The organism is Alsobacter sp. R-9, from assembly GCF_054612375.1.
The window spans coordinates 1-22544 of record NZ_JBTSWJ010000023.1; the positions used below are offsets into that span (position 1 = coordinate 1).

The following is a 22544-nucleotide window of genomic DNA, read 5'->3' on the forward strand; positions in this document are numbered from 1 at the left end:
AGGAACAGGAACGCAACCGTCGGACCCAGCCCACGCGTCAAAGCCTCACCAGCCCGACGCTTCGCCGTCGATATGTCCTTGTCCTGAGCCATCGCCGCACCGTCCGCGTTGCGCCTCTGCCGGCGCTGTGGGGGATCCCGGAGCGACGACCCCGTCTTGCCGGGGCCGCCGCGCCCTTACATCTGGAAGTTGTCAGGAGCCGACAAAACCAGCCGACGCGGTTCAGGGAAAGTCGATCTCATTTTAATGATGAAGACGGAAACCGGCTCTGCCCGGACGCCCCTTGCTTGCGAGAAAACGCACATGAACGCCATCGAAACACCTCCGAGCGCCAGAAGCGGCCCCTGGACCATGCGCTCTTGAGACGATCTGGAGAGGTTTCCCGCTCCATGCCTGCCGCTACGGTGGTCCTCAGAATCCACTGTGTGACCCACCAGGGCAGCGGACAAGCTCAATGAATAATTAAACCAAATTACTCAATTGCAAGTTTTTAATCTGTGCAGATCCGTCAATCTCCACAAGGACCAAGACTTCATCCGTCTGAAGTCTGCCTCTCTACTGGTCGATGGGCCGTCCAGCCGGACGAAGGACTTGCAGAAGGCTCAGACCAAAGACGTGGGCCGGAGCGCTGGCCCCGGCCCCTTGGTCCGATCGGCGGGCGACGGCTGTCAGGCAAGTTCGGGGAAGGGAATGATGGTCGACTTCACCGTCCGCATCGCCATGGCGTCGGCGACGGCCGCCTTCAGGCCGTCCTCCGAGAAGGGATAGACCGTCTGCATGTCCAGCCACGGATACTTGTCCCGGGTGCGGTAGAGCATGTCGACCCCAAGGGGCAGGTCGTTGGCCGTGAAGCCCCACGACCCGAGGATGTTGAGATCCTTCGTACAGAACCGATGCCAGTTGGTGTTGATCGAGCCCGCATCCGTGAACTGCCCCATCTCGATGTAGGTGCCGCCGTCGCGCAGGAACTCGATGCCCTCCGGGCCCGCGGTCGGATGGCCGGAGCAGTCCATGACCACGTCGGCACCATAGCCTCCGGCCAGTTCACGAACGGCGCGGATGCGCTCCTCGCTGGTCTTCGCCGCCTCGATGTCGACGGTGGCGTGGGCACCGAAGCGGCGGGCGAGTTCGAGCCGCGGCTTCTCCGGAGCACCGACGCAGATCACCTTTCCGGCGCCCATCTCCTGCGCGGCGGCGACGGCGAGGATGCCGATCGGCCCCGAGCCCTGGATGACCACCGTGTCGCCCCAGGTGAAGCCGCCGGCCCGCATGGCCCGGTTGAAGCCTCGGATGCAGGAGGTCAGCGGCTCGGAGAGCGAACCGAGGCGCAGCGACATGTCGTCGGGCAGCTTGTAGATCTTCGTGCCCGGCAGCATGTCGAGATCGACATAGACGTACTCGGCCCAGCCGCCCCACAGGTGGGGCGCCTTGTCGAAGCCGAGATAGCGTCCGTAGTAGACCGGCGTGAGGCACTTGTTGGCGGTCTGCGGGTAGTGCAGGCACCAGTGGCACCGCCCGCACGGCATCAGCGGCGGAATCATGACCTTGGAGCCGACCTCGAGGGGCTTGCCCATGAAGTCCTCGGTGAACTCGTCGCCCTTCTCGACGATCACGGCGCCGATCTCGTGGCCCAGCGTGAACGGCCACGGCAGAGGCTTCGGCCAATGGCCCTTGAGGATGTGCTGGTCGGTGCCGCAGACACCGCAGGCGCCGATCTTCAGCAGGGCGGCCTTTCGGGGTACCTCGGGCCACGGGACCGTGCGGATGACGGGCTCTGCGCCGGGTCCGTCATAGGTTGCGACGCGAATGTTTGAGGCCCTGGCCATGGCGCTCTCTCCCTGTGAATTCAATCTTGTCCAGCGACTGTGCGGAGAGCCGGCGGTCGTGTAAAGCGCGACGACCGACGCGCGGCGCAAGGCGGCCATGCCTTGCCAATCCCAGGGCGCTCCTGCTCGACTGCGCCAGACACCGAGGATCGATCCGATGAGCCAGCACCACGACCTCCCGTTCCGCCCCGACACGATGGTCTGGGGAGTGTTCGATGCGGCGATCGCGCCGGTCCTGACGATCGAGTCCGGCGACACGGTGAGCCTCTCCGCGCTGCCCGCCTGCACCCGGCCACGCCTGCCGGCGGACCCCTCGTTCGTCGTGCCTCCGCTTCTTCTGGAAGCCATGGAACGGCTGAAGCCGGGACCGTCCTCCCATTTCGTGTCGGGGCCGATCGCCGTGCGCGGCGCCGAGCCGGGCGACGTGCTGCAAGTCGACATCCTCGCCGTATCCTGCTGGATGGACTGGGGCTACATGACCATCCAGCCCCTCAAGGGCACGCTGCCGGACGACTTTCCCGAGGCCGTGCTCATTCATCCGCGCATCGACCATGGCGCCGGGCTGATCCGCATGCTGCCGGGCGTCGACGTTCCGCTCGATCCCTTCTTCGGCGTGATGGGCGTGGCGCCCCCGCCCGCGTGGGGGACACAACCGACGATGGTGCCGCAGGCCTTCGGCGGCAATCTCGACAACAAGGAATTGAGGGTTGGAACGAGCCTCTATCTTCCCGTATGGGCACCCGGCGGCCTCTTCTCGGCAGGCGACGGGCATGGAGCGCAGGGAGACGGAGAGGTCTGCCTCACCGGGCTCGAGACCGGGCTCAGCGGCACGTTCCGCCTGACCCTCCACAAGGGACTCGGATGGACCTGGCCCTATGCCGAGAACACCACACACATGATCTCGATGGGGATGAACGAGGATCTCGACGACGCCGCGCGGCAGGCGCTCCGCGAGATGATCACGCACGTCACGCGGCGCACCCGTCTGACCCGCGAGGAAGCCTACATGCTGTGCTCGCTCGCCGGAGACCTGCACGTGACGCAGACGGTCGACGGCAACAAGGGCGTGCACATGATGCTGCCCAAGGCGCTGCTCGACGGGGTGCGGACCGGCTGACGCAGCCTCTGCCCGTGCTCAGGCCCGCCGGAAGGAGGCGGGTTCCAACCCATGGCGGGCGAACTTGTCGTACAGGGTCTTGCGGGCAACTCCGAGGTCCTCGCCAACGGCCCGCACGTCCCCCCGGTGGCGGAGGAGAGCCTCGCGCAGCAGTCCCGCCTCGAAGGCATCCACACGGGCGGCGAGCGAGTCGTCGCTCGAACCGGCGTCGGCCCCCTGGTCCCCGTTTCGCAGGCCCGGCTCCAGCCCGAGCACCGCACGCTCGGCCGCATGAGCCAGTTCGCGCACGTTGCCCGGCCAGTCTCGCGCGGCGAGGGCCGAGCGGTAGGCGACATCCAGTTGCGGCCGCGGTCGCCCGAACCGCACGGCAGCACGGTCGAGAAAGTGCTCGAACAGCAGCGGAATGTCGTCCCGCCGCTCGCGCAGCGGCGGCAGCGCCAGCGCGACGACATTGAGCCGGTAGTAGAGATCGGCCCGGAAGCGTCCTTCGGCACTCGCCTGGGCAAGATCGACCTTCGTGGCCGCCACCACCCTGATGTCGACGGGACGCACCTCGTTGGTGCCCAGCGGCTCGACGACGCGCTCCTGCAGAACGCGCAGCAGTTTCACCTGAAGCGCCGGGGACATGCTCTCGATCTCGTCGAGAAAAAGCGTTCCGCCGCTCGCGTGCTCGATCTTTCCCACGCGCCGCTTCTGAGCCCCCGTGAACGCCCCCGCCTCGTGGCCGAACAACTCGCTCTCGATCACGCTTTCCGGCAGCGCACCGCAGTTCAGTGCCACGAACGGGCGGTCGCGACGGGTGCTCCACCGGTGCAAGGCCGTCGCCACGACCTCCTTGCCGGTGCCCGTCTCGCCGAGCACCAGCACATCCACGGCGGCGTCGGCGATGCCGCGGATGGTCTGGCGCAGCGAGGCGACGGCGGGAGCCTCGCCGAGGAAGACCACGTCGTCCTCCCGCGCCTGCGCCAACGCACGTGCCAATCTGCGGTTGTCTAGGACGAGGCGCCGCTTCTCGAGGGCCCGCGCCACCGAGGCCACGAGGCGATCTGCAGGGTAGGGCTTCGCCAGAAAATCGTAGGCGCCCTCGCGCATCGCCTCCACGGCCATCGCGATGTCGCCATGGCCCGTAATGAGGATGACCGGAAGGTCCGGATCTGCCTTCTGCAGGGTGCGGAAGAGTTCGAGCCCGCCTATGACCGGCATGCGGACGTCGGTGACGACGATTCCGGGAAAGTCCCTTCCGACGACTTTCAGCGCCTCCTGCGCCGACGGGAAGGGCAGGACCTCGAAGCCCGCGAGCTCCAGGCTCTGCGCGTTGGCCCGCCGGATTTCCTCCTCGTCGTCGACGAAGGCGATGGTTCCGCCCGGCGTCATGCCCCCTCCCCCACGCGCCTGAAGGTCACCACGAAACGCGCGCCCCCCTGCGGAGCATGTCCCGAGGCGATGCCAGCCCCGAAGTCCTTCAGGATGTCCCGGCAGATGGCCAGGCCGAGGCCGAGGCCGTCGGCCTTGGTGGTGACGAATGGCGTGAACACGTCCACCTCACCGCCCGGCAGGCCGGGGCCATTGTCCGTGACCGTCAGCACTGCAGTCTCCGCCTCCTCGGTGATCTCGATCGCGATGGCAGGCCGTTCTGTCCCGGACACGGCGTCGAGCGCATTCTGCAACAGGTTCACGATGACCTGCTCAATCCGCACCGTCTCGCCCAGCACCGCCACGTCGCCCGGGGGCACCCGCAGGTCCAGCGTGACGCCCTGCCTGCGGATACGATGCTCGATCAGAAGCAGGGAGCCTTCCAGGGCCGCCGCGAGGGAGACAGGTTCGACGACGCCTGCCGCCTTGCGGGCAAATCCCCTCAGCTCCTGCGTGATCCGCCCGATCCGGTCGGTCAGAGTCGCGATCGAGCCCAGGTTTCCCCGGGCATCCTCGACGCGGCCCCGGTCAATCAGGACAGCCGCGTTGTCGGTGTAGCTGCGGATGGCCGCAAGCGGCTGGTTGACCTCGTGCGCCACGCTCGCTGCGATCTGGCCCATCGTCGCCAGCTTGTTGGCCTGGACCAACTCGTCGCCGAGCTGGCGCAGGGCCGCCTCGGTGCGGCGCCTTTCCTCGACCTCGGTCTCGAGGCGCGTGTTGGTCTCCCTCAGCTCATGCGTGCGTTCGGCGACACGCTGCTCCAGCTCCTGCCGGACGAGTTCCTGTCGCCGTGCCCGCTGGGCCTGGCGGTTGCGGCCGGCGAGCCACAGCCCCGCGGCTGCTGCTGCCAGCAGCGACGCCAGTCCCGCAATGGCCCGCGCCTGCCATGCCGCCCGTTCCAGCGTCGGCTCCACCGGCGTCAGCGTGTGCAGGGTCCATGCGGTGCCCGGAACGGCAGAGGCCAGGTGAAGCGCGGGCCCGTCGAGGCCGCCGCCCGTCACCGTGACGAGATCGGCATCGCGGCCCGAGGAGACAGGCAGGGGGGCGAGTTCGGGACGGCCGATCCGGAACTCGGCCTGCACGCGGCGCGCCGTGTCATCGTCGAGGGGAGCGACGGTGCGGAAGCGCCAGCCGGGCCAGTCGGTGACGACGACGATTCCGTCGCGGTCGACCACGTAGGTCCGCTCACGACCCTGGCGCCACTCCGTCTCGATCGCGTCGAATTCCAGCTTCACGGCCACGACGCCGGCGATGCCGCGCTCGTCCACGACCGCCCGGGACAGATAGAGGCCGGGCCTGTTGCTGACGGTCCCGAGGGCGAACTGCTCGTAGGCCCCGCTGGTGATGGCATCGCGAAAGTAGGGGCGAAAGGCGTAGTTCTGGCCGACGAAGGAGGTGGGCTCGCGCCAGTTGCTCGACACCACGGTCAGGCCGCTTGCGTCCATGGCGTAGATGACGGCAGCGCGCGTGAGGCGGGCGAGGTCCTCCAGCTTCGCGTCGAGATGCTGCCGCCCAGAGGGTGTCGCCTCTCCGCGCAGGACGCGCGCCAGTTCGCCGTCTCCGGCGAGAATGGAGGGCAGTGCACGCTGCTTCTCGATCTCGCTGCGCAGGGCCGTCACGTGCAGCGTGGTCGCCGTGGAGGCCGTCCGCCGGACGTCGGCCAGCGCCACGTCCTGGCCGAGACGGCCGGCCCACCAGACGGACGCCACGAACAGGATGAGGGCCGCCGCGGCGAGGAGTGGCCAGCCGCGGCGAAGCATCGGGGAACTCTGCACCGCCCCCTCGAAGGATCCGGCCCGGGATGGTGAAACCGCGACCATGCCTTTCCCGCGTGAATGACGCGAAAGCATACGGGCTCCTGCTCGGCCATGCCATCCGAACCCGCCGTGCGGATTTCGGCACGGGCCGCAGGGCTGGAGTCACCATTGCCACACACCCGTTTCTGCAGTGACCGAAGACGCCCTCTGAAAACACTCGCTTTTCCGGTTGCGGCACGGTGGCACGCCGGTTGCCGGGGATTTTGGGCCGCCGGTCCGCCGGCGGTCGAGGAAACCCAGGCGCCCCAGCAGACGATCGCGCAGCCGGAGAACCGGATCGCCTTCGACCGCCGCGCCGACGAAGGAGGACGACCATGGCCCATGCCATCTCCGGCGCCGCCGTCGCGCCGCGCAAGCCGCTCTACAAGGTGCTCTACGTCCAGGTGCTGTTCGCGGTCGCGCTCGGCATCCTGCTCGGCCACTTCTACCCGCAGCTCGGCGAGCAGATGAAGCCGCTCGGCGACGCCTTCATCAAGCTCGTCAAGATGATCATCGCGCCGGTGATCTTCCTCACGGTCGTCAGCGGCATCGCGGGCATGACCAACCTCGAGAAGGTCGGGCGCGTCGGCGTGAAGGCGCTGGCCTACTTCCTCACCTTCTCGACGCTGGCGCTGGTCGTCGGCCTCATCGTCGCCAACGTCCTGCAGCCCGGCGCGGGCCTGCACATCGATCCGAAGTCGCTCGACATGAAGTCGGTCGCGACCTACGCCGCCAAGGCGCACGACCAGTCGATCACCGGGTTCCTGATGAACATCATCCCGGACACGGTCGTCGGGGCCTTCGCCTCGGGCGAGATCCTGCAGGTGCTGTTCTTCTCGATCCTGTTCGGCTTCGGCCTCGCCTTCATGGGCGACAAGGGCAAGCCGGTCCTCGACTTCATCAAGGTGGCGTCCGAGGCGATCTTCGGCGTCGTCAACATCATCATGCGCGTGGCGCCCATCGGCGCGTTCGGCGCGATGGCCTTCACCATCGGCAAGTACGGCATCGGCTCGATCAAGAACCTGTTCTTCCTCGTCGGCGCCTTCTACCTCACCGCCATCATCTTCGTGGTCGGCGTGCTCGGCCTCGTCGCCCGCTACAATGGCTTCTCGGTGCTGAAGCTGATCCGCTACATCAAGGAGGAACTCCTCCTCGTGCTCGGCACCTCGTCGTCCGAGTCGGCCCTGCCCTCGCTGCTGCAGAAGATGGAGCGCGCGGGCTGCTCGAAGCCGGTGGTGGGCCTCGTGGTCCCGACGGGCTACTCGTTCAACCTGGACGGCACCAACATCTACATGACGATGGCGGCGCTCTTCATCGCGCAGGCCACCGACACGCCGCTGACGCTGGGCGACCAGATCCTGCTTCTCCTGGTCGCGATGCTGAGCTCCAAGGGCGCGGCCGGCGTCACGGGATCCGGCTTCGTCACCCTCGCCGCCACCCTCTCGGTGGTGCCGAGCGTGCCGGTCGCCGGCATGGCGCTGATCCTCGGCATCGACCGCTTCATGAGCGAGTGCCGGGCGCTGACCAACTTCATCGGCAACGCCGTGGCCTGCGTGGTCGTGGCGCGCTGGGAGGGCGAGTGCGACATGGACAAGCTGCACGCGGCGCTCGACGGCCGCCTGCCGCCAGTCGAGGCGGTGGAGGAGCGTCCGGTCATCCTGCCGGTTCCGCAGGCCGCCTGAGGCCCGCAGCATCAACGATCAGGAAGGCCCGGGCCGACGCCCGGGCCTTCGCCGTTTCAGGACGGCTCAGCCCCGGCTCGGGCGCTCGGCAAGCGCCGCGGTGGCTGTCTTCACCGTCGCGATCACGCGTTCCCGCTCATCGCCGACCAGCGGCAGGCGGGGCGCGCGGGTCCATTCCGGCGCGCCGTAGACGAGGTGCTCGGCGAGCTTGATGTACTGGACGAGCTTGACGTGGGTATCGAGGTGGAAGGACGGCGTGAGGATGCGGTAGAGCGCCCGCGCTGCCTCGAACCGACCTGCGCGGCAGAGATCGTACAGTTCGACACACTCGGCGGGCCAGGCGTTGGTCATCCCGGAGACCCAGCCGGTCGCGCCGAGGGCGCAGCTCTCGACGATCAGGTCGTCGACCCCGCAGAAGATGCTGAAGCGGTCGCCGTGCGCGATGAAGAGGTCGGTGACGCGGCGGATGTCGCCGCTCTCCTCCTTGATGCAGACGATCTCCGGGGTCGCGACGAGGTCCTCCAGGACGCGCGGTGTCACGTCGACCCCGTAGGCGATGGGGTTGTTGTAGATCATGATCGGGAGGGACGAGGCGGCGGCGATGCCGCGGTACCATTCCGCCGTCTCCCGCCCGTCGGTCTTGTAGCCGAGGCTCGGGAAGACCATGAGCCCCTGCGCTCCGAAGCGCTGGTAGGCGCGCGCGTTGGCCTGCGCCGAGGCGAGCGTCGTCTCGGCAAGCCCCGACAGCATCGGTACGCGCCCGGCCACCACCTCCGCCCCGGCCCGGATGATGCGCTCTCGCTCTGCCATTGTGAGGGACGCGTTCTCGCCCAGCATGGGCAGTACGATGACCCCGGCGACGCCCGCCTTGATCAAGCGGTCGATCGAGGCCTGCGTGGCGCCGACGTCGATCTCGCCGTCGCGGGTCATCTTGGTGGTGACGGCGGGGAAGACTCCGGTCCAGCGGGCCATGGCGGCGTGTCCTTCGGGAGGGAAAGCGGCACGCTACTTTAGCGACACCCCCGCGGGATGAAAGCGGTGGGCCGACTTGCCCGGCCTGCGCTATCGTCACGACGCCATACGCGCGGAGGTACCATGCACTACTACTACATTGACCATCAGCTGGCGCACGTGCCGACGCAGTACATGGTGCACGGCCGGATCGTCCGGCCACTGGAGAACGCCGAGCGGGTGGCCGTGCTCCGCGCAGCGCTGCAGGCCTGCGGCATCGGTCACGCCGCGGCCGAGTCCGATCCGGCCGACCTGACTCGCGCCATCCTCGCCGTTCATGCCGACCACTTCGTCGACTTCCTGCGCACGGCCTACGACGACTTCATGGCGCTGCCGAACCACGGCCCCGAGGCGCTGCCCAACGTGATGTCCTACCGCGGCTCCGGCCCCGACTTCGGGCCGCGCGGCCCGGCACGCCCGACCGGCATCATCGGGCGTGCGGGGTGGTACATGGGCGATCTCTCGGCCGTGATCACGGAGGGGACGTTCCGCGCGGCCGGAGCATCGGCGGCGTCCGCAATCGCGGCCGCGGATGCGGTCGTCTCCGGCGCGGCGGCGGCGCACGCGCTGTGTCGACCGCCGGGCCACCATGCCTATGTCGACCGCTGCGCCGGCTTCTGCTTCCTGAACAACGCCGCCATCGCGGCGGAGCGCCTGCGCCGGCACTTCGGCCGCGTCGCCATCCTCGACTTCGACACCCACCACGGCGACGGCACGCAGGCCATCTTCTACCGGCGAGCCGACGTGCTCGTCGCCTCCGTCCACACCGATCCCTCGGCGTATTACCCGCACTTCAGCGGCTATGCGGACGAACGCGGGCACGGCTCCGGCGAGGGTGCGAACCTCAACCTGCCGCTGCCGTTCGGCGCCGACGACGCGGCGTTCATCGAGGCGAACCGCGCCGCAATCGCTGCGGCCGTCGGACACGGTGCCGAGGCGGTGGTGATCTCCGCCGGCTGGGACGCGCATCGGCTCGATCCGCTGTCACGCCTCGCGGTGACGACCGACGCCTATGCAAGGATCGGCGAACTCTACGGCCGGCTGGGATTGCCGACCGTCATCGTGCAGGAAGGCGGCTACTCTCTCGAAGCGATCGGCGAGGCCTCGCAGGCCTTCCTCTCCGCCTTCAGGTCCGACCGCGGCGTTTGAGTGCCGCGGTTCGCCGTCAGTGGGCCATGAGGACCGGAAGCGTCATCGTGCCGAGCACCTGCCGGGTCGCGCCGCCGAGTACCAGTTCGCGCATGCGCGAGTGGCCATAGGCGCCCATCACCAGCAGGTCGGATCCCTCGTCGGCGGCCAGCGAGAGCAGCGTGTTTCCGGCGTCGATGGTGCTCGGCGTCACCTTGAGCTCGACCGGCAGGCCGTGCCGCGCGAGATGCCGCGCGATGTTGAACCCCGGGTAATCCACGGCGCCATAGCGGGCGGTGGGAATGGTGACGACGAGGATCGACCGCGCCCGTTCCAGCAGCGGCATCGCACCCGCAATGGACCGCGTGGCGACCTCGCTGCCGTCCCAGGCGACCATGATCCGGTCGAGCGCCGCCGGCGTCCGGTGCACCGAGGGCACGACGAGCACAGGGCGCCCCGAGCGGAACAGTGCCGACTCGAACAGGATGTCCTCGCTCGTCTCGAACCACTCGACCCCCGGCTGGGGCAGCACCGTCAGGTCGAAATGGCGTGCCAGCATCGCGAAGTTCCTGGCCACGGTATTCTGGCGCCCGTCGAGCACCACCGTCTCGGCCGCGACACCGCGGGTCTGGGCGAGGCCGCGGAACGTGGCCTCGACCTCCGCACGGGTGCGCTTCACGGTCTCCGTGGCCTGCTCCAGCAGGCTGCGGGAGAGGTCCGCCCGATAGGCGCCGGGCAGCGGATCGGGCACTGCGATGGCCCCTGTGAGGTGGGCCCCGCACAGCGAGGCGAGGGATGCCGCATAGGGCGGCGCCGTGGCGTCGCCCTCGCCGGTGAGAACCAGGATGTCCTTGAGAGCCATGGCGAGCCTCCGTGATGCGTCGCGCACTCCTTAACGCGCGACGCCTCGGAACTCGTTGCGATGTCTCAAGCGGTCGTCGTCACGCGGCGCGCCCCTGCACCGCCCGCAGGCCGCCGCGGGTGGAATTGTCGGTCCGGAATGCGGCGATCAGGTCCTCCAGCTTGCGGATCTGGGCCGTCAGCGACGCGGCGGATGCCGCGGACTCCTCCGCCAGTGCCGCATTCTGCTGCGTCATTTCGTCCATGTGGGCCACGGTCTGGCTCATTTCCTCGATGCCATTGGCCTGTTCGGCCGTCGCGGTGGAGATCTCGCTGACCGTCGCCGCGACGCGGCTCGATGCGCTGACGATGCGATCGAGGGAAACGCCGGCCGTGCGAACCAGTTCGACCCCCTGCGTGACCTCGGACGCGGAGGACGAAATCAGCGCCGTGATGTCCTTGGCCGCCTCCGAGGAGCGCTGCGCCAGCGTGCGCACTTCGCTCGCCACGACGGCGAAGCCCTTGCCCGCCTCCCCGGCTCGCGCGGCCTCCACGGCCGCGTTGAGGGCCAGAAGGTTCGTCTGGAAGGCGATGTCGTCGATGACGGACGTGATCGCCGTGATCCGCTGGGATGCGCCCTCGATGCGGCTCATGGCGTCGATGGCCTGCCGGACGACGGCGCCCCCCTGCTCGGCGACGGACATGGCCTCCTCGGCGAGGCCGACGGCACGACGCGACGCGCCGGCGCTCGACTTGACCGAGGCGGCGAGCTGCTCCGTCGTGGCGGCGGTCTCCTCGAGGGACGCGGCCTGTCCCTCGGTCCGGCTCGACAGGTCGTTGGCACCGACGCTGATTTCGCCGGCAGCGTTGGTGACGTCCACGGTGGTGGACTGGATCACCCGCACCGTCTCGGACAGTCGCGTGACGGTCGTGTTGATGGCGGTCTTGAGTTCGTCGAGCCGGCCTGCGTAGGCGTGGGTAACCGTTGCCGTGAGATCGCCCCGGGCGATCGCGCCCATCACCTTCGCGAACTCGCTCGTGGCCCCGTCGACGACGGCATTGATGCGGTTGACGCCCTCGACCAGCTTGCCCAGGTCCGGCTGCGTCGTCTCGATGCTGGCGCGGCGGCTGAAGTCGCCGCGCGCAGCGGCCTCCACCACGCTGCCGACGACGCCGACAACGGTCGCCATCTCGGCGGCCACGGCCTCCCTCTGCCGCGACTGGGCCCTGTCCTGCTCCTCGAGCGCCGACGTGCGAACGAGATTTTGGCGGAACGCGTCGGCCGCCTTGGCCGCGTCGCCGACCTCATCCACCCGATCCGTGAAGGGTACAGTGACGTCGACCTTGCCGCGACCGAGGGCGGATAGCACGTCAGCGATGGCGCGGATGGGCCTTGCGACGGAGCGGGTCGTCGACACGGCGGTGCCGATCAACACGAGAAGGGCGAGAACGCCGAAGCCCAGTCCTAGCCACGTCGCCCGCCGGATCGCGCTGGCGAGATCGGCGGTGATTTCCTCGTTCCGCTTCTCCGCGGCGGCCTTCGTCTCGCGGACGAGTGCGACGAGCTGGTCGCGCAGGGGCGTGCTCTTGCGGTCGAAGAGCTCCTGCTGCTCGCGCGTCCGGTCGCCGATGCCCTGGGTCACGTCGCGCAAGGCCTGGAGGGTCGTCGCGAGGCCGTCGAGGGCGCGGCGAGCCGCCCCGTCGGGCGCGCTTTTGCGAACCTCTTCGAGTTGCGCGGATGCAGCCGAGAGACCCGCGTGGACCTTCTGTTCCAGTCCGGGTTCGCCGGTCGCCTCCAGCCGCCAGGCCGCGGTCCGCGCTGACTTCACGGCCTCGCTCAGCTCGAGGATGAACGACGGATCCAGTCCCGACCGCCCCTGCGACAGAAGGGTCTTCAGCGCGTCGTCCCAGTTGGCCGCGAGCGTGACCTGCCGCCTGCGGAGCCCGATGCGCTCGCGCTGGGTCGCTCCGATCCGTTCGATCGCAGCCGCGTAGTCATCGAAGAGGGCTCGCGCCGACGCCAGCCGGGCGCGGTTCGCCTCGATGATCGCCGCACTCATGGCGGAGTCGAGCAAGTCGCGGCCCGACTGGGCGAGCTTCGGAAGCCGGTTCGCCGCCCCGTCGATCGCCGGATCGTCCGTCGCGAGGCGGAAGTCGCGGTTGACGATCTGCAACCCCGAGACGATGCCGTCGAGTTCCAGCACGTCCTGAGCGACCACCGCCGTGCGATGGGAGAGGGAGTTCAGTCCATCGATGGCGGAGAAGGACCATTGCTGGACGCCGATCAGTCCAGTGACCAGGACGACTCCGAACCCGGCCTGGATGGCCAGCTTCTGGCCGATGCGCAACGTGCTGAACATGGGTGGCTCGACGAGTTTGCCGCGCCGGCCGGGCCGACGCTCGCTGGGCTGAAGGATGTCGCGTGGGGCCGGGGCGCATCGTTGGGCCGCGGCGTGCCGGTGGCCGCGCCGGAACGCCCGCTGCGGCCGGGTCCGCTCGGCTGAGCCGGCGCGGGCCTTGGACGAAGACTACGTCGGGCCTGTGAATGCTTTCATAATGCAAGCAACGATTCAAACAACGACTGCATTCGGATCAATACTGATACCCTTCAAAACCATCAAGACTTCAATTGAGCGAGCCCTGTCCATTGATCGGTCGTCACGACCACCGATAGACCGCCGCCGCAGACCACGCGCAAAGCGCCATGGCTGCGACGGTCGCAAGGGGCGTTCCGCCATGCAGGAGAGACACGCCCGCTCCCATCAGGGCGCCGCAGCCGAGAGAGCTCGACGAGATCACCGAGGACGCCAGCCCGGCGATCCTGCCCATCGGCTCGAGGGCCAGTTGCACCGCATTCCCCCCGACCAGTCCGAAGGACAGGCAGACCAGCACGACAAGGGCGAGCATCAGGGGAAAGGTCAGGACGTCCGAGAGGGTCAGGCCGACCAGCAGCGCGGTGCAGACCATGCCCATGACGAGCCCCACGGAGAGGGGGACACGCGGACTGACGCCCCGGGCGTTCAACCGTCCGTTGATCAGGCTCCCGGCCACGATCCCGGACGCGGTGAGGGCGAAGCTGGCGCCGTAGAGTTCGGGCGACAGTCCGAAGACCTCCATGGCGACGAGCGGCGAGCCGGACACGTAGGAGAACAAGCACCCGAACATCAGTGTCTGGACGAGCAGGAACTTGCGGCTCTGCGGGGTCCTGAAGACCGACCAGTAGTTGGTTGCCAGCTGGCGCGGCGTGAGCCGGTTCTCGTCCGACGGCTTGAAGGTCTCGGCGAACAGGAACGCCATCAGCACGAAGCTGACCCCGCCGGTCATCGCGAGTGCAAGAAAGATGCTGCGCCAGTCACCGGTGACCAGCAGGAGCAGTGCGCCGATCGCCGGGGCCGACAGCGGCGCGAGCAACTGCATGGCCGTCAGGTAGGACTGCTTCGAGCGCGCGGCGGGACCGACGAAGAGATCGCGCACGATCGCGGCTGCGAGCGTCCGGCTGGCCCCTGCGCCGCATCCCTGGATGAAGCGCAGCACGATCAGCGCGTCGAAGCTCGGCGCGAAGGCGCAGGCCAGTCCGGCAACACTATAGAGCGCTGTCGCCGCGAGGATCACGGGCTTGCGGCCGAGCCGGTCGCTGAGGGGTCCGTAGACGAGGGGCGACAGGGCAAAGCCGACCATGAAGGCGCTGAGCGTCAGGCCGACCTGCCCGCTCGGCACGCCGAAGTGTCGCGCGATCTCCGGGACCGCCGACAGTGCCATGTCGGTGCCCAGTGCAGCGAGGCCGCCGAACAGCGCGATGAGCGCCAGGAAGCCGATGGAATTCGGATCGAGCCGTTGCTTCATCGGCGGTCGGGCGCTCGTGCCGCGGGGGACGCGAACCGCAGTTAACCGGAGAGGCGCTTCGGCACAATGGCGGGTGCAGGGTCCCGGGACGCAGATGAAGCGCGGCCGCGCGGCGCGGCATCCTCCAACCGCTCATCCCACCACTTGGCCCGAATGTTGCTGGACGGCTCCCGACGTTTTTCTGGGAGCCCTTTCATGACCCTCAAGCGACTGGCCCTGGCCCTCGCCCTCTCGACCGCCTGCTTCTCGGGCACTGCCTATGCACAAGGCACGCTGCGCATCGGGATGACGGCGTCCGACATTCCGCTGACGACGGGGCAGACCGACAACGGCGGCGAGGGACAGCGCTTCCTCGGCTTCACGGCCTACGACGCGCTGGTGAACTGGGACCTGTCGAGCGCCACGAAGCCGTCCGACCTCGTGCCCGGGCTCGCGACATCGTGGACCGTGGACCCGGCCGACAAGACGAAGTGGACCTTCAAGCTGCGCGACGGCGTCAAGTTCCACGACGGCAGCGCCTTCACGGCGGACGCGGTGGTCTGGAACCTCGACAAGCTGCTCGTGAAGGAGGCCCCGCAGTTCGATCCGCGCCAGTCGGCCCAGGGCCGCTCCCGCATCCCGGCCATCGCGAGCTACAAGGCCGTCGATCCGCTCACGGTCGAGATCGTCACGAAGACACCCGACGCCACGCTGCCCTACCAGCTGGCATGGATCATGATGTCGTCGCCGGCCAACTGGGAGAAGCAGGGCAAGAACTGGGACAACGTCGCCAAGGCGCCGTCCGGCACCGGGCCGTGGAAGATCGTCAACTTCGTGCCGCGCGAGCGCGTGGAGCTCGTCCCGAACCCGGACTACTGGGATAAGGCGCGCGTGCCGAAGCTCGACAGGCTCGTCCTCGTGCCGCTGCCGGAGCCGAATGCCCGCGTCGCAGCGCTGCGCTCTGGCCAGGTGGACTGGATTGAAGCTCCGGCGCCCGACGCCGTCGAGTCCCTCAAGAAGGCCGGCTTCAGCATCGTCACCAACGCCTATCCGCACAACTGGACGTGGCATCTCTCACGCGCCGATGGTTCCCCCTGGAATGACATCCGGGTGCGCAAGGCCGCGAACCTCGCCGTCGACCGGCAGGGCCTGAAGGAGCTTCTCTCGGGGATGATGATCCCGGCCGAGGGCTTCTTCCCGCCGGGGCACCAGTGGTTCGGCAAGCCGACGTTCAAGCTCACGCACGACGTCGCAGCAGCGAAGAAGCTGATGGCCGAGGCCGGCTACGGCCCGGGGAAGCCGCTGAAGACCAAGATCCTCATCTCGGCCTCGGGGTCTGGCCAGATGCAGCCGCTGCCGATGAACGAGTTCGTGCAGCAGAACCTCGCGGAGATCGGCATCCAGGTCGAGTTCGAGGTCGTCGAGTGGAACACGCTCATCAACATCTGGCGCGCCGGTGCCAAGCACGAGAGTTCCCGCGGCGGTACGGGGATGAACTACACCTACTTCATCCAGGATCCGTTCACCGGCTTCATCCGGCACCTGCAGTGCAACCTCGCGCCGCCGGCGGGCACCAACTGGGGCTACTACTGCGACCCTGAGATGGACAAGCTCTTCGACCAGGTGCGCAACACCTTCGACCCGAAGGAGCAGACGGCGACCCTGCAGAAGATCCACGAGAAGTACGTCGACGACGCTCTCTTCCTGATGGTGACGCACGACGTGAACCCGCGCGCCATGAGCCCCAAGGTGCAGGGCTTCGTGCAGGCTCAGAACTGGTTCCAGGACTTCTCGCCGATCTCGATGGCGAAGTGAGGCAAGGCGCCCGCTCCATCGCACCAGCGGACGCGCCTTTCGGCGCGTCCGACCCATCCGGGACGGAGTCCCCCGCATGCTCGCCTACGCCCTGAAGCGCGTCGTCTACATGATGCCCGTCGCGGTCGGCGTGACGCTAGTCTGCTTCCTCCTCGTCCACATCGCGCCGGGCGATCCGCTGACCGCTGTCCTGCCGGTCGACGCGTCCCTCGAACTGCAGCGCGAGATGCGGTCGCTCTACGGCTTCGACAAGCCCCTGCCCGTCCAGTACGGCCTGTGGACGTGGCGCGTGCTGCAGGGCGACCTCGGCGTCTCGATCGCGACCGGCCGACCGGTTGCCTCCGAGGTGTTCCGCGCCGTCCAGAACTCGCTCGTGCTGGCGGCCGCGGCCACCGTCATCGGCTTCGTGTTCGGCTGCCTGCTCGGCATCCTCGCGGGTTACTTCCGCGGCACCTGGATCGACCGCGTCGCGTCGCTGACGTCGGTGCTAGGCGTCAGCGTCCCGCACTACTGGCTCGGCATGGTGCTGGTGATCGTCTTCTCCGTCCAGCTCAACTGGCTGCCGGCGACGGGTGGCGGGCCGGCGGGCTCCGAGAGCCGTGCGCTCAGCTGGGACTACATCCGCTATCTCGTGCTTCCCGCCGTGACCATGTCGGTGATCCCGATGGGCATCGTGGCGCGAACCGTGAAGGCGCTCGTCGGCGAAATCCTCAACCAGGAGTTCGTGCAGGCGCTGGCGGCGAAGGGCCTCACCCGGCGCGGCGTGTTCCGCCACGTCATCAAGAACGCCGCTCCCACGGCCTTGGCCGTGATGGGTCTCCAGCTGGGCTATCTCCTCGGCGGATCGATCCTGATCGAGACGGTGTTCGCGTGGCCGGGGACCGGGTTCCTGCTCAATGCCGCAATCTTCCAGCGCGACCTGCCGCTGCTGCAGGGCACGATCCTCGTGCTGGCGCTCTTCTTCGTCGTCCTGAACCTTCTCGTGGACGTCGTCCAGACCGCCATCGATCCCCGCGTCCAGAGGGCCTGACCATGACGCTGGCCGCTACCGCAACCCTTCCGGCCGAGGCGCCGATCCAGCGCTCGCCCGGCTACTGGGCCGGCGTGCTTCGTCGTCTCTCGCGCGACAAGGTCGCCATGGTGGCCCTCGCCGTGATCGTGCTGATCGTATTGATGGCAATCTTCGCCCCCTATCTCGCACCGGCCGATCCAGCCAAGGGCTCGATGCTGCGGCGTCTGCGCCCCATCGGGACACCGGGGTATCCGCTTGGGGCCGACGAACTCGGCCGCGACATGCTCTCGCGCCTCATCTGGGGGTCGCGCCTCTCCCTGATCATGGGCGTCACGCCCGTGCCCATTGCCTTCATCATCGGCGGCACGCTCGGCGTCATCGCCGGCTTCGCCGGCGGGCTCGTGAACACGCTCATCATGCGGACGGTGGACGTGTTCTACGCCTTCCCGTCCGTACTCCTGGCCGTCGCGCTGTCCGGGGCGCTGGGGGCGGGCCTCGCCAACGCGCTGGTCGCGCTGACGCTGGTCTTCGTGCCGCCCATTGCCCGCGTCGCGGAGAGCGTCACGACGCAAGTCCGCTCGCTCGACTACATCGAGGCCGCGCGCGCGTCGGGCGCAGGCGCGCTCACGATCATCCGCGTGCACGTGCTCGGCAACGTGCTGGGGCCCGTCTTCGTCTACGCCACGAGCCTCGTCTCCGTGTCGATGATCCTCGCCTCGGGGCTCTCCTTCCTCGGCCTCGGCGTGCGTCCGCCCGAGCCGGAGTGGGGCCTGATGCTCAACACCCTGCGCACCGCGATCTACACGCAGCCGCTCGTCGCGGCCCTTCCAGGCGTGATGATCTTCATCACGTCCATCGCCTTCAACATGCTGTCCGACGGCCTGCGGACAGCGATGGAGGTCAAGTGAGCACCATCTTTCCTGCCGTCGCCGCCGCCGAGGATCGTGGCGGGCCTGCGCAGCCGCTCCTCATCGCGCGCGACCTGGTCAAGCACTTCGCCGTGCGCGGCGGGAGCTGGATGGGACCGCGAAAGGTGGTACGCGCCGTCGACGGCGTCTCCTTCGACATCCGGAAGGGCGAGACGCTCGGCATTGTCGGCGAGAGCGGCTGCGGCAAGTCGACGACGGCGCGGCTGCTGATGCACCTGATCGTGCCGGACTCGGGCGAACTCGTCTTCGATGGCGAGAGCGTCGGCGACACGCTGCCCCTCTCCGCCTACAGGCGGCAGGTGCAGATGGTGTTCCAGGACAGCTACGCCTCGCTCAATCCCCGGTTGACCATCGAGGAGAGCATCGCCTTCTCGCCGAAGGTGCACGGCATCTCCGACCGGGTGGCGCGGACGCGCGCGCACGACCTGTTGCACCGCGTGGGGCTGGAACCGGCGCGCTTTGCCGGACGGTATCCGCACGAGCTGTCGGGCGGTCAGCGCCAGCGCGTCAACATCGCCCGGGCCCTCGCGCTCGAGCCCCGCCTCGTGATCCTCGACGAGGCAGTGTCCGCGCTCGACAAGTCGGTCGAAGCTCAGGTCCTGAACCTGCTCCAGGACCTCAAGGCGGACTTCGGCCTGACCTATGTCTTCATCTCCCACGATCTCAACGTCGTGCGCTACATGGTCGATCGGGTGATGGTGATGTACCTCGGGAAGGTCGCGGAGATCGGCCCGGGCGACGAGGTCTTTGCCGCACCGGCGCATCCGTACACCGCAGCGCTTCTCGGCTCCATGCCGTCGATGGATCCGGACCAGCGCACGCAGGACGCGCCGCTGAGCGGCGATCCGCCGAACCCGATCGACCCGCCTCCCGGATGCCGCTTTCACACGCGCTGCCGCTACGCCGAACCCGTCTGCAGCCGTTCGGTGCCGGAGCTCGTCACGGCCTCCCTGCCTTCGCACCGGGCTGCCTGCCTGATCGAGGCTCCGGGTTCCGGGCACACTCTCGTCCGCGGAGCGGCCGCATGACCGATGCCGTCGCCATCGACGATCTCGTCGTCACCTTCACCGGACGGGGGGCCCCCGTCCGCGCTCTCGACGGGATCACGCTGCGGGTCGCTCCGGGCGAAATCGTCGCGCTGCTGGGAGAGTCGGGTTCCGGAAAGAGCGTGACGCTGCGTTCGCTCCTGAGGCTGAACCCTCCCGCGCGCACCGTCATGAGCGGTCGCATCGCGGTAGCGGGGCGCGACGTCATGGCGATGTCGCCGGCCGAGCTCGCCGACTACCGGGGCGCCGTCGTCTCCATGGTGTTCCAGGAGCCCATGCTGGCCCTCGACCCGGTGTATACGGTCGGCGAGCAGATCAGCGAGGCGATCCGCAGGCATGAGGGCGTGTCCCATGCCGAGGCGCGTGCGCGCGCGCTCGCACTGTTCGAGCGCGTGCGGATCCCGTCGCCACGCCAGAGGCTCGACGCCTATCCCCACGAGATGTCCGGCGGCATGCGGCAGCGGGCCATGATCGCGCTGGCTCTGTCGTGCCGCCCGTCCGTCCTCCTCGCCGACGAGCCGACGACGGCGCTCGACGCGACCGTGCAGATCCAGATCCTCCTCCTGCTGCGCGAGTTGCAGCGCGAACTCGGTCTCTCGGTGATCTTCGTCACGCATGACATCGGGGTTGCCGCCGAAGTCGCCGATCGAATCGCGGTCATGTATGCCGGCCGTATCGTCGAGACGGGCCCGGTGCGCGACGTGCTCCGCGACCCGCGCCATCCCTACACGCGGGGGCTCCTCTCCTCGCGTGTCGACCGGGCGCCGAAAGGCATGCGCCTCGTCACCATCCCGGGATCGCCCCCGGACCTGTCGGCCCTGCCGCCGGGCTGTGCCTTCGCGGCCCGCTGCGGGCAGGCTGGCGCGGACTGCCGGAGCATCGTTCCCACGCTGGTGGCCGTGACGCCCGGACACGAAGCGGCTTGCCTCCGCATGCGCGAGCCCGCCCTCGCCGGAGAGGACGATGCGCCTCGTCCTGATTAATCCCAACACGACGCGGCGGACCACCGACACGATGGTGGCCATCGCGCGCGAGGCCGCCGGGCAGGGCGTGGCCATCGACGGCATGACCGCAGCCTTCGGCACGCCGCTCATCACCACGCCTGACGAGCTTACACTGTCGGTCGATGCCGTCCTGGACGCCGCGTCCCGGCTCGACCTCGTCGGTTTGTCAGGCATCATCGTCGGCGCATTCGGCGATCCGGGCCTGGGCCACCTGCGCGCCGTGCTGCCCGTTCCCGTGACCGGGTTGGCGGAGGCCGGGATGCTGGAGGCCGCGGCTGGCGGACGCCGTTTCGCCGTCGCCACCACCACGCCCCGGCTCGTCGCCTCGATCGAAGGCAAGGCGCGCCTTCTCGGTCTCGGTCCCCAGTTCACAGGCGTGTACGTTCCCCGCGAGACGCCGAGGGCGCTGATGTCTGATCCCGAGCGGCTCCACGCGACGCTCGCTCGCCTCGTCCTCGACGCGCGCGCAGGGGGCGCGGAAGCCGTCGTGATCGGAGGCGGGCCGCTGGCCACGGCAGCACGCGCGCTCCAGGACGAACTCGACGTGCCCATTGTCGCGCCGGTGCCGGCGGCAGTCCGGTTCGCCATCCGGCGGGCCCGGGACAAGGCTGCACGCACCTGAAGGCCGCCTCCCGCGCGAGGCGTTAACCGGTCCGCGGGCACCATGACGTGGCCAGGGTGCCGCGATCCAGGCTGTGCACCCGATCACGCCGGATGACCGCCATGCGCTTTCGCCTCGCCGACATCACCCTGCCCGATTTCGGCCTGCCGCTGGGTCCACCTTCCATTCCGGCCACGACCTTTGCCGAGCGGTGCACCGAAGCCTTGGCACGGGCCGGGACTGACTGGCTCGTCGTCTATGCGGACCGCGAGCACAACGCCAACATGGCATTCCTGTCCGGCTTCGAGCCGCGCTTCGAGGAGGCGCTCCTGCTGCTCGGGCCGGGAGGCCGCCGGATCCTCGTCGTGGGCAACGAGGACGAGAGCTACGCCTGTGTCGCGGGGCTTCCCGGCCTCGATGTCGCGCTCGCGCAGTCGCTCAGCCTGATGGCACAGGACAGGAGCCGCCGGCCGCGGGTGATGGACATCGTCCGCGAGGCGGGCCTCGCCAAGGGGCAGACGGTCGGGCTGGTCGGGTGGAAGTATTTCGAGCCCGAGGAGTGGGACGATCCTGCCTCGGGATTTCATGCCCCCGCCTGGCTCGTCGGAGGCCTTGCTCGCCTCGTCGGGGACACGGCAGGCGTTAGCGACGCCACGACCGTGCTGATGCACCCTGCGGACGGCCTGCGCGCCGTCATCGACGCCGACCAGATCGCCCTCCACGAATGGGGAATGGCGCGAGCGTCCGCGGCCGTCTGGCGGATCGTGACCGGCGCACGGCCGGGGGACAGCGAACTGGCCGCAGCGGCCCGCATGGCCTACGCCGGCGAGCCGCTCACCTGCCACGTGATGATGACGGCGAGCGACGCCGGCGGGCCCGTCGTCGGTCTGTCGAGCCCATCCGGCCGGCTCCTCAAGCGCGGCGACGGCGTCTCGACCGCCGTCGGGTATTGGGCGGGCTCTCGTCGAGGGCCGGGCTTCTGGCGGAGCACGACGACGCCTTCTTCACCGTCGCCCTCACCTACGCGTCCGCCCTCGCCGAATGGTACGACGCCGCCGACATCGGCGTCGCGGGCGGAACGGTTCACGAGCGGGTCAGCGGCGCGCTGGCGCGGGGACGCCTGCGTTCGGCGCTGAATCCGGGGCATCTCACCGGCCACGACGAGTGGATCCACAGTCCGATCCGCACGGGATCAGACGAGGTGATCCGCTCGGGGATGCCCTTCCAGGTGGACGTCATCCCGGTGCCGATGCCGAACGGCTGGGCGCTGAACTGCGAGGACGGGATCGTCTTCGCCGACGAGGGTCTGCGCGCCGAGCTCGCCGCGCGACATCCCGGTGTCGCCGCTCGGATCGACGCGCGACGGGACTTCGTGCGCTCCGTCATCGGCATCCCTTTGCGCGACAGCGTGCTGCCACTGTCCAACACGCCGGCGTGCCTGCCCCCCTTCTGGCTGGCGCCGCACAGGCTTGCGGTCGCCTCGTGAGCGCACGGGACCGGAT

General features: G+C 68.8%; 18 protein-coding genes. 11 read left to right on the plus strand and 7 right to left on the minus strand.

All coding sequences use genetic code 11. The features are described from left to right. Positions 1 to 668 precede the first annotated feature (668 nt). Positions 669 to 1826, minus strand: coding sequence for a zinc-binding dehydrogenase (locus ACX9GQ_RS23805; RefSeq protein ID WP_459632104.1), 1158 nt, complete (start codon positions 1824 to 1826; stop codon positions 669 to 671). Between the two features lie 157 nt (positions 1827 to 1983). Here ACX9GQ_RS23805 and ACX9GQ_RS23810 point away from each other — a divergent pair, with 157 nt between their 5' ends. After that, positions 1984 to 2943, plus strand: coding sequence for an acetamidase/formamidase family protein (locus tag ACX9GQ_RS23810; protein WP_459632105.1), 960 nt, complete (start codon positions 1984 to 1986; stop codon positions 2941 to 2943). A gap of 18 nt (positions 2944 to 2961) precedes the next feature. Here the strand turns inward: ACX9GQ_RS23810 and ACX9GQ_RS23815 are convergent, their stop codons facing one another. Beyond that, positions 2962 to 4317: a sigma-54-dependent transcriptional regulator gene (locus tag ACX9GQ_RS23815; RefSeq protein ID WP_459632106.1), complete on the minus strand. Its 1356-nt coding sequence runs from the start codon at positions 4315 to 4317 to the stop codon at positions 2962 to 2964. Beyond that, on the minus strand, positions 4314 to 6116 hold the full coding sequence (locus tag ACX9GQ_RS23820; protein ID WP_459632107.1) for a sensor histidine kinase: 1803 nt from the start codon (positions 6114 to 6116) through the stop codon (positions 4314 to 4316). The genes ACX9GQ_RS23815 and ACX9GQ_RS23820 overlap by 4 nt, the downstream gene beginning before the upstream one ends. A gap of 371 nt (positions 6117 to 6487) precedes the next feature. Here ACX9GQ_RS23820 and ACX9GQ_RS23825 point away from each other — a divergent pair, with 371 nt between their 5' ends. Next, complete coding sequence (locus tag ACX9GQ_RS23825) at positions 6488 to 7834, plus strand: dicarboxylate/amino acid:cation symporter (protein ID WP_459632108.1); 1347 nt, start codon at positions 6488 to 6490, stop codon at positions 7832 to 7834. 66 nt (positions 7835 to 7900) lie between these two features. Here ACX9GQ_RS23825 and ACX9GQ_RS23830 read toward each other — a convergent pair whose 3' ends face one another. Continuing rightward, positions 7901 to 8806, minus strand: coding sequence for a dihydrodipicolinate synthase family protein (locus ACX9GQ_RS23830; protein ID WP_459632109.1), 906 nt, complete (start codon positions 8804 to 8806; stop codon positions 7901 to 7903). Positions 8807 to 8929: 123 nt separating this feature from the next. Here ACX9GQ_RS23830 and ACX9GQ_RS23835 point away from each other — a divergent pair, with 123 nt between their 5' ends. Then, complete coding sequence (locus ACX9GQ_RS23835; RefSeq protein WP_459632110.1) at positions 8930 to 9994, plus strand: histone deacetylase family protein; 1065 nt, start codon at positions 8930 to 8932, stop codon at positions 9992 to 9994. A gap of 16 nt (positions 9995 to 10010) precedes the next feature. Here the strand turns inward: ACX9GQ_RS23835 and ACX9GQ_RS23840 are convergent, their stop codons facing one another. From ACX9GQ_RS23840 to ACX9GQ_RS23850, 3 genes are all read right to left on the minus strand, one after another. Beyond that, the gene (locus tag ACX9GQ_RS23840) at positions 10011 to 10835 is read right to left on the minus strand and encodes a universal stress protein (protein WP_459632111.1); all 825 of its coding nucleotides are present in this window, start codon (positions 10833 to 10835) and stop codon (positions 10011 to 10013) included. Positions 10836 to 10914: 79 nt separating this feature from the next. Next, positions 10915 to 13173 (minus strand): methyl-accepting chemotaxis protein, encoded by a 2259-nt coding sequence (locus ACX9GQ_RS23845; RefSeq protein WP_459632112.1) that lies wholly within the window; start codon positions 13171 to 13173, stop codon positions 10915 to 10917. Positions 13174 to 13471: 298 nt separating this feature from the next. Next, the gene (locus tag ACX9GQ_RS23850) at positions 13472 to 14656 is read right to left on the minus strand and encodes a multidrug effflux MFS transporter (protein ID WP_459632113.1); all 1185 of its coding nucleotides are present in this window, start codon (positions 14654 to 14656) and stop codon (positions 13472 to 13474) included. A gap of 195 nt (positions 14657 to 14851) precedes the next feature. Between ACX9GQ_RS23850 and ACX9GQ_RS23855 the strand changes: the two genes are divergently transcribed. The 8 genes from ACX9GQ_RS23855 (at position 14852) to ACX9GQ_RS23890 (ending at position 22528) form a co-directional block, all read left to right on the plus strand. Next, positions 14852 to 16450: an ABC transporter substrate-binding protein gene (locus ACX9GQ_RS23855; protein ID WP_459632114.1), complete on the plus strand. Its 1599-nt coding sequence runs from the start codon at positions 14852 to 14854 to the stop codon at positions 16448 to 16450. 76 nt (positions 16451 to 16526) lie between these two features. Next, positions 16527 to 17480 (plus strand): ABC transporter permease, encoded by a 954-nt coding sequence (locus tag ACX9GQ_RS23860; protein WP_459632115.1) that lies wholly within the window; start codon positions 16527 to 16529, stop codon positions 17478 to 17480. 2 nt (positions 17481 to 17482) lie between these two features. Next, positions 17483 to 18370 carry an ABC transporter permease gene (locus tag ACX9GQ_RS23865; RefSeq protein ID WP_459632116.1) on the plus strand — a complete coding sequence of 296 codons (888 nt, stop codon included), beginning with the start codon at positions 17483 to 17485 and terminating at the stop codon, positions 18368 to 18370. Then, the gene (locus ACX9GQ_RS23870; RefSeq protein WP_459632117.1) at positions 18367 to 19419 is read left to right on the plus strand and encodes an ABC transporter ATP-binding protein; all 1053 of its coding nucleotides are present in this window, start codon (positions 18367 to 18369) and stop codon (positions 19417 to 19419) included. Before ACX9GQ_RS23865 ends, ACX9GQ_RS23870 begins: the two co-directional genes overlap by 4 nt. Beyond that, entirely contained in the window at positions 19416 to 20420 is a 1005-nt protein-coding gene (locus ACX9GQ_RS23875) for an ABC transporter ATP-binding protein (RefSeq protein WP_459632118.1), read from the plus strand. The genes ACX9GQ_RS23870 and ACX9GQ_RS23875 overlap by 4 nt, the downstream gene beginning before the upstream one ends. Next, on the plus strand, positions 20401 to 21063 hold the full coding sequence (locus ACX9GQ_RS23880; RefSeq protein WP_459632119.1) for an aspartate/glutamate racemase family protein: 663 nt from the start codon (positions 20401 to 20403) through the stop codon (positions 21061 to 21063). Before ACX9GQ_RS23875 ends, ACX9GQ_RS23880 begins: the two co-directional genes overlap by 20 nt. 101 nt (positions 21064 to 21164) lie before the next feature. Next, entirely contained in the window at positions 21165 to 22178 is a 1014-nt protein-coding gene (locus tag ACX9GQ_RS23885) for a hypothetical protein (RefSeq protein WP_459632120.1), read from the plus strand. Between the two features lie 65 nt (positions 22179 to 22243). Further along, positions 22244 to 22528, plus strand: a complete 285-nt coding sequence (locus ACX9GQ_RS23890) for a hypothetical protein (protein WP_459632121.1) — start codon at positions 22244 to 22246, stop codon at positions 22526 to 22528. Positions 22529 to 22544 lie beyond the last annotated feature (16 nt).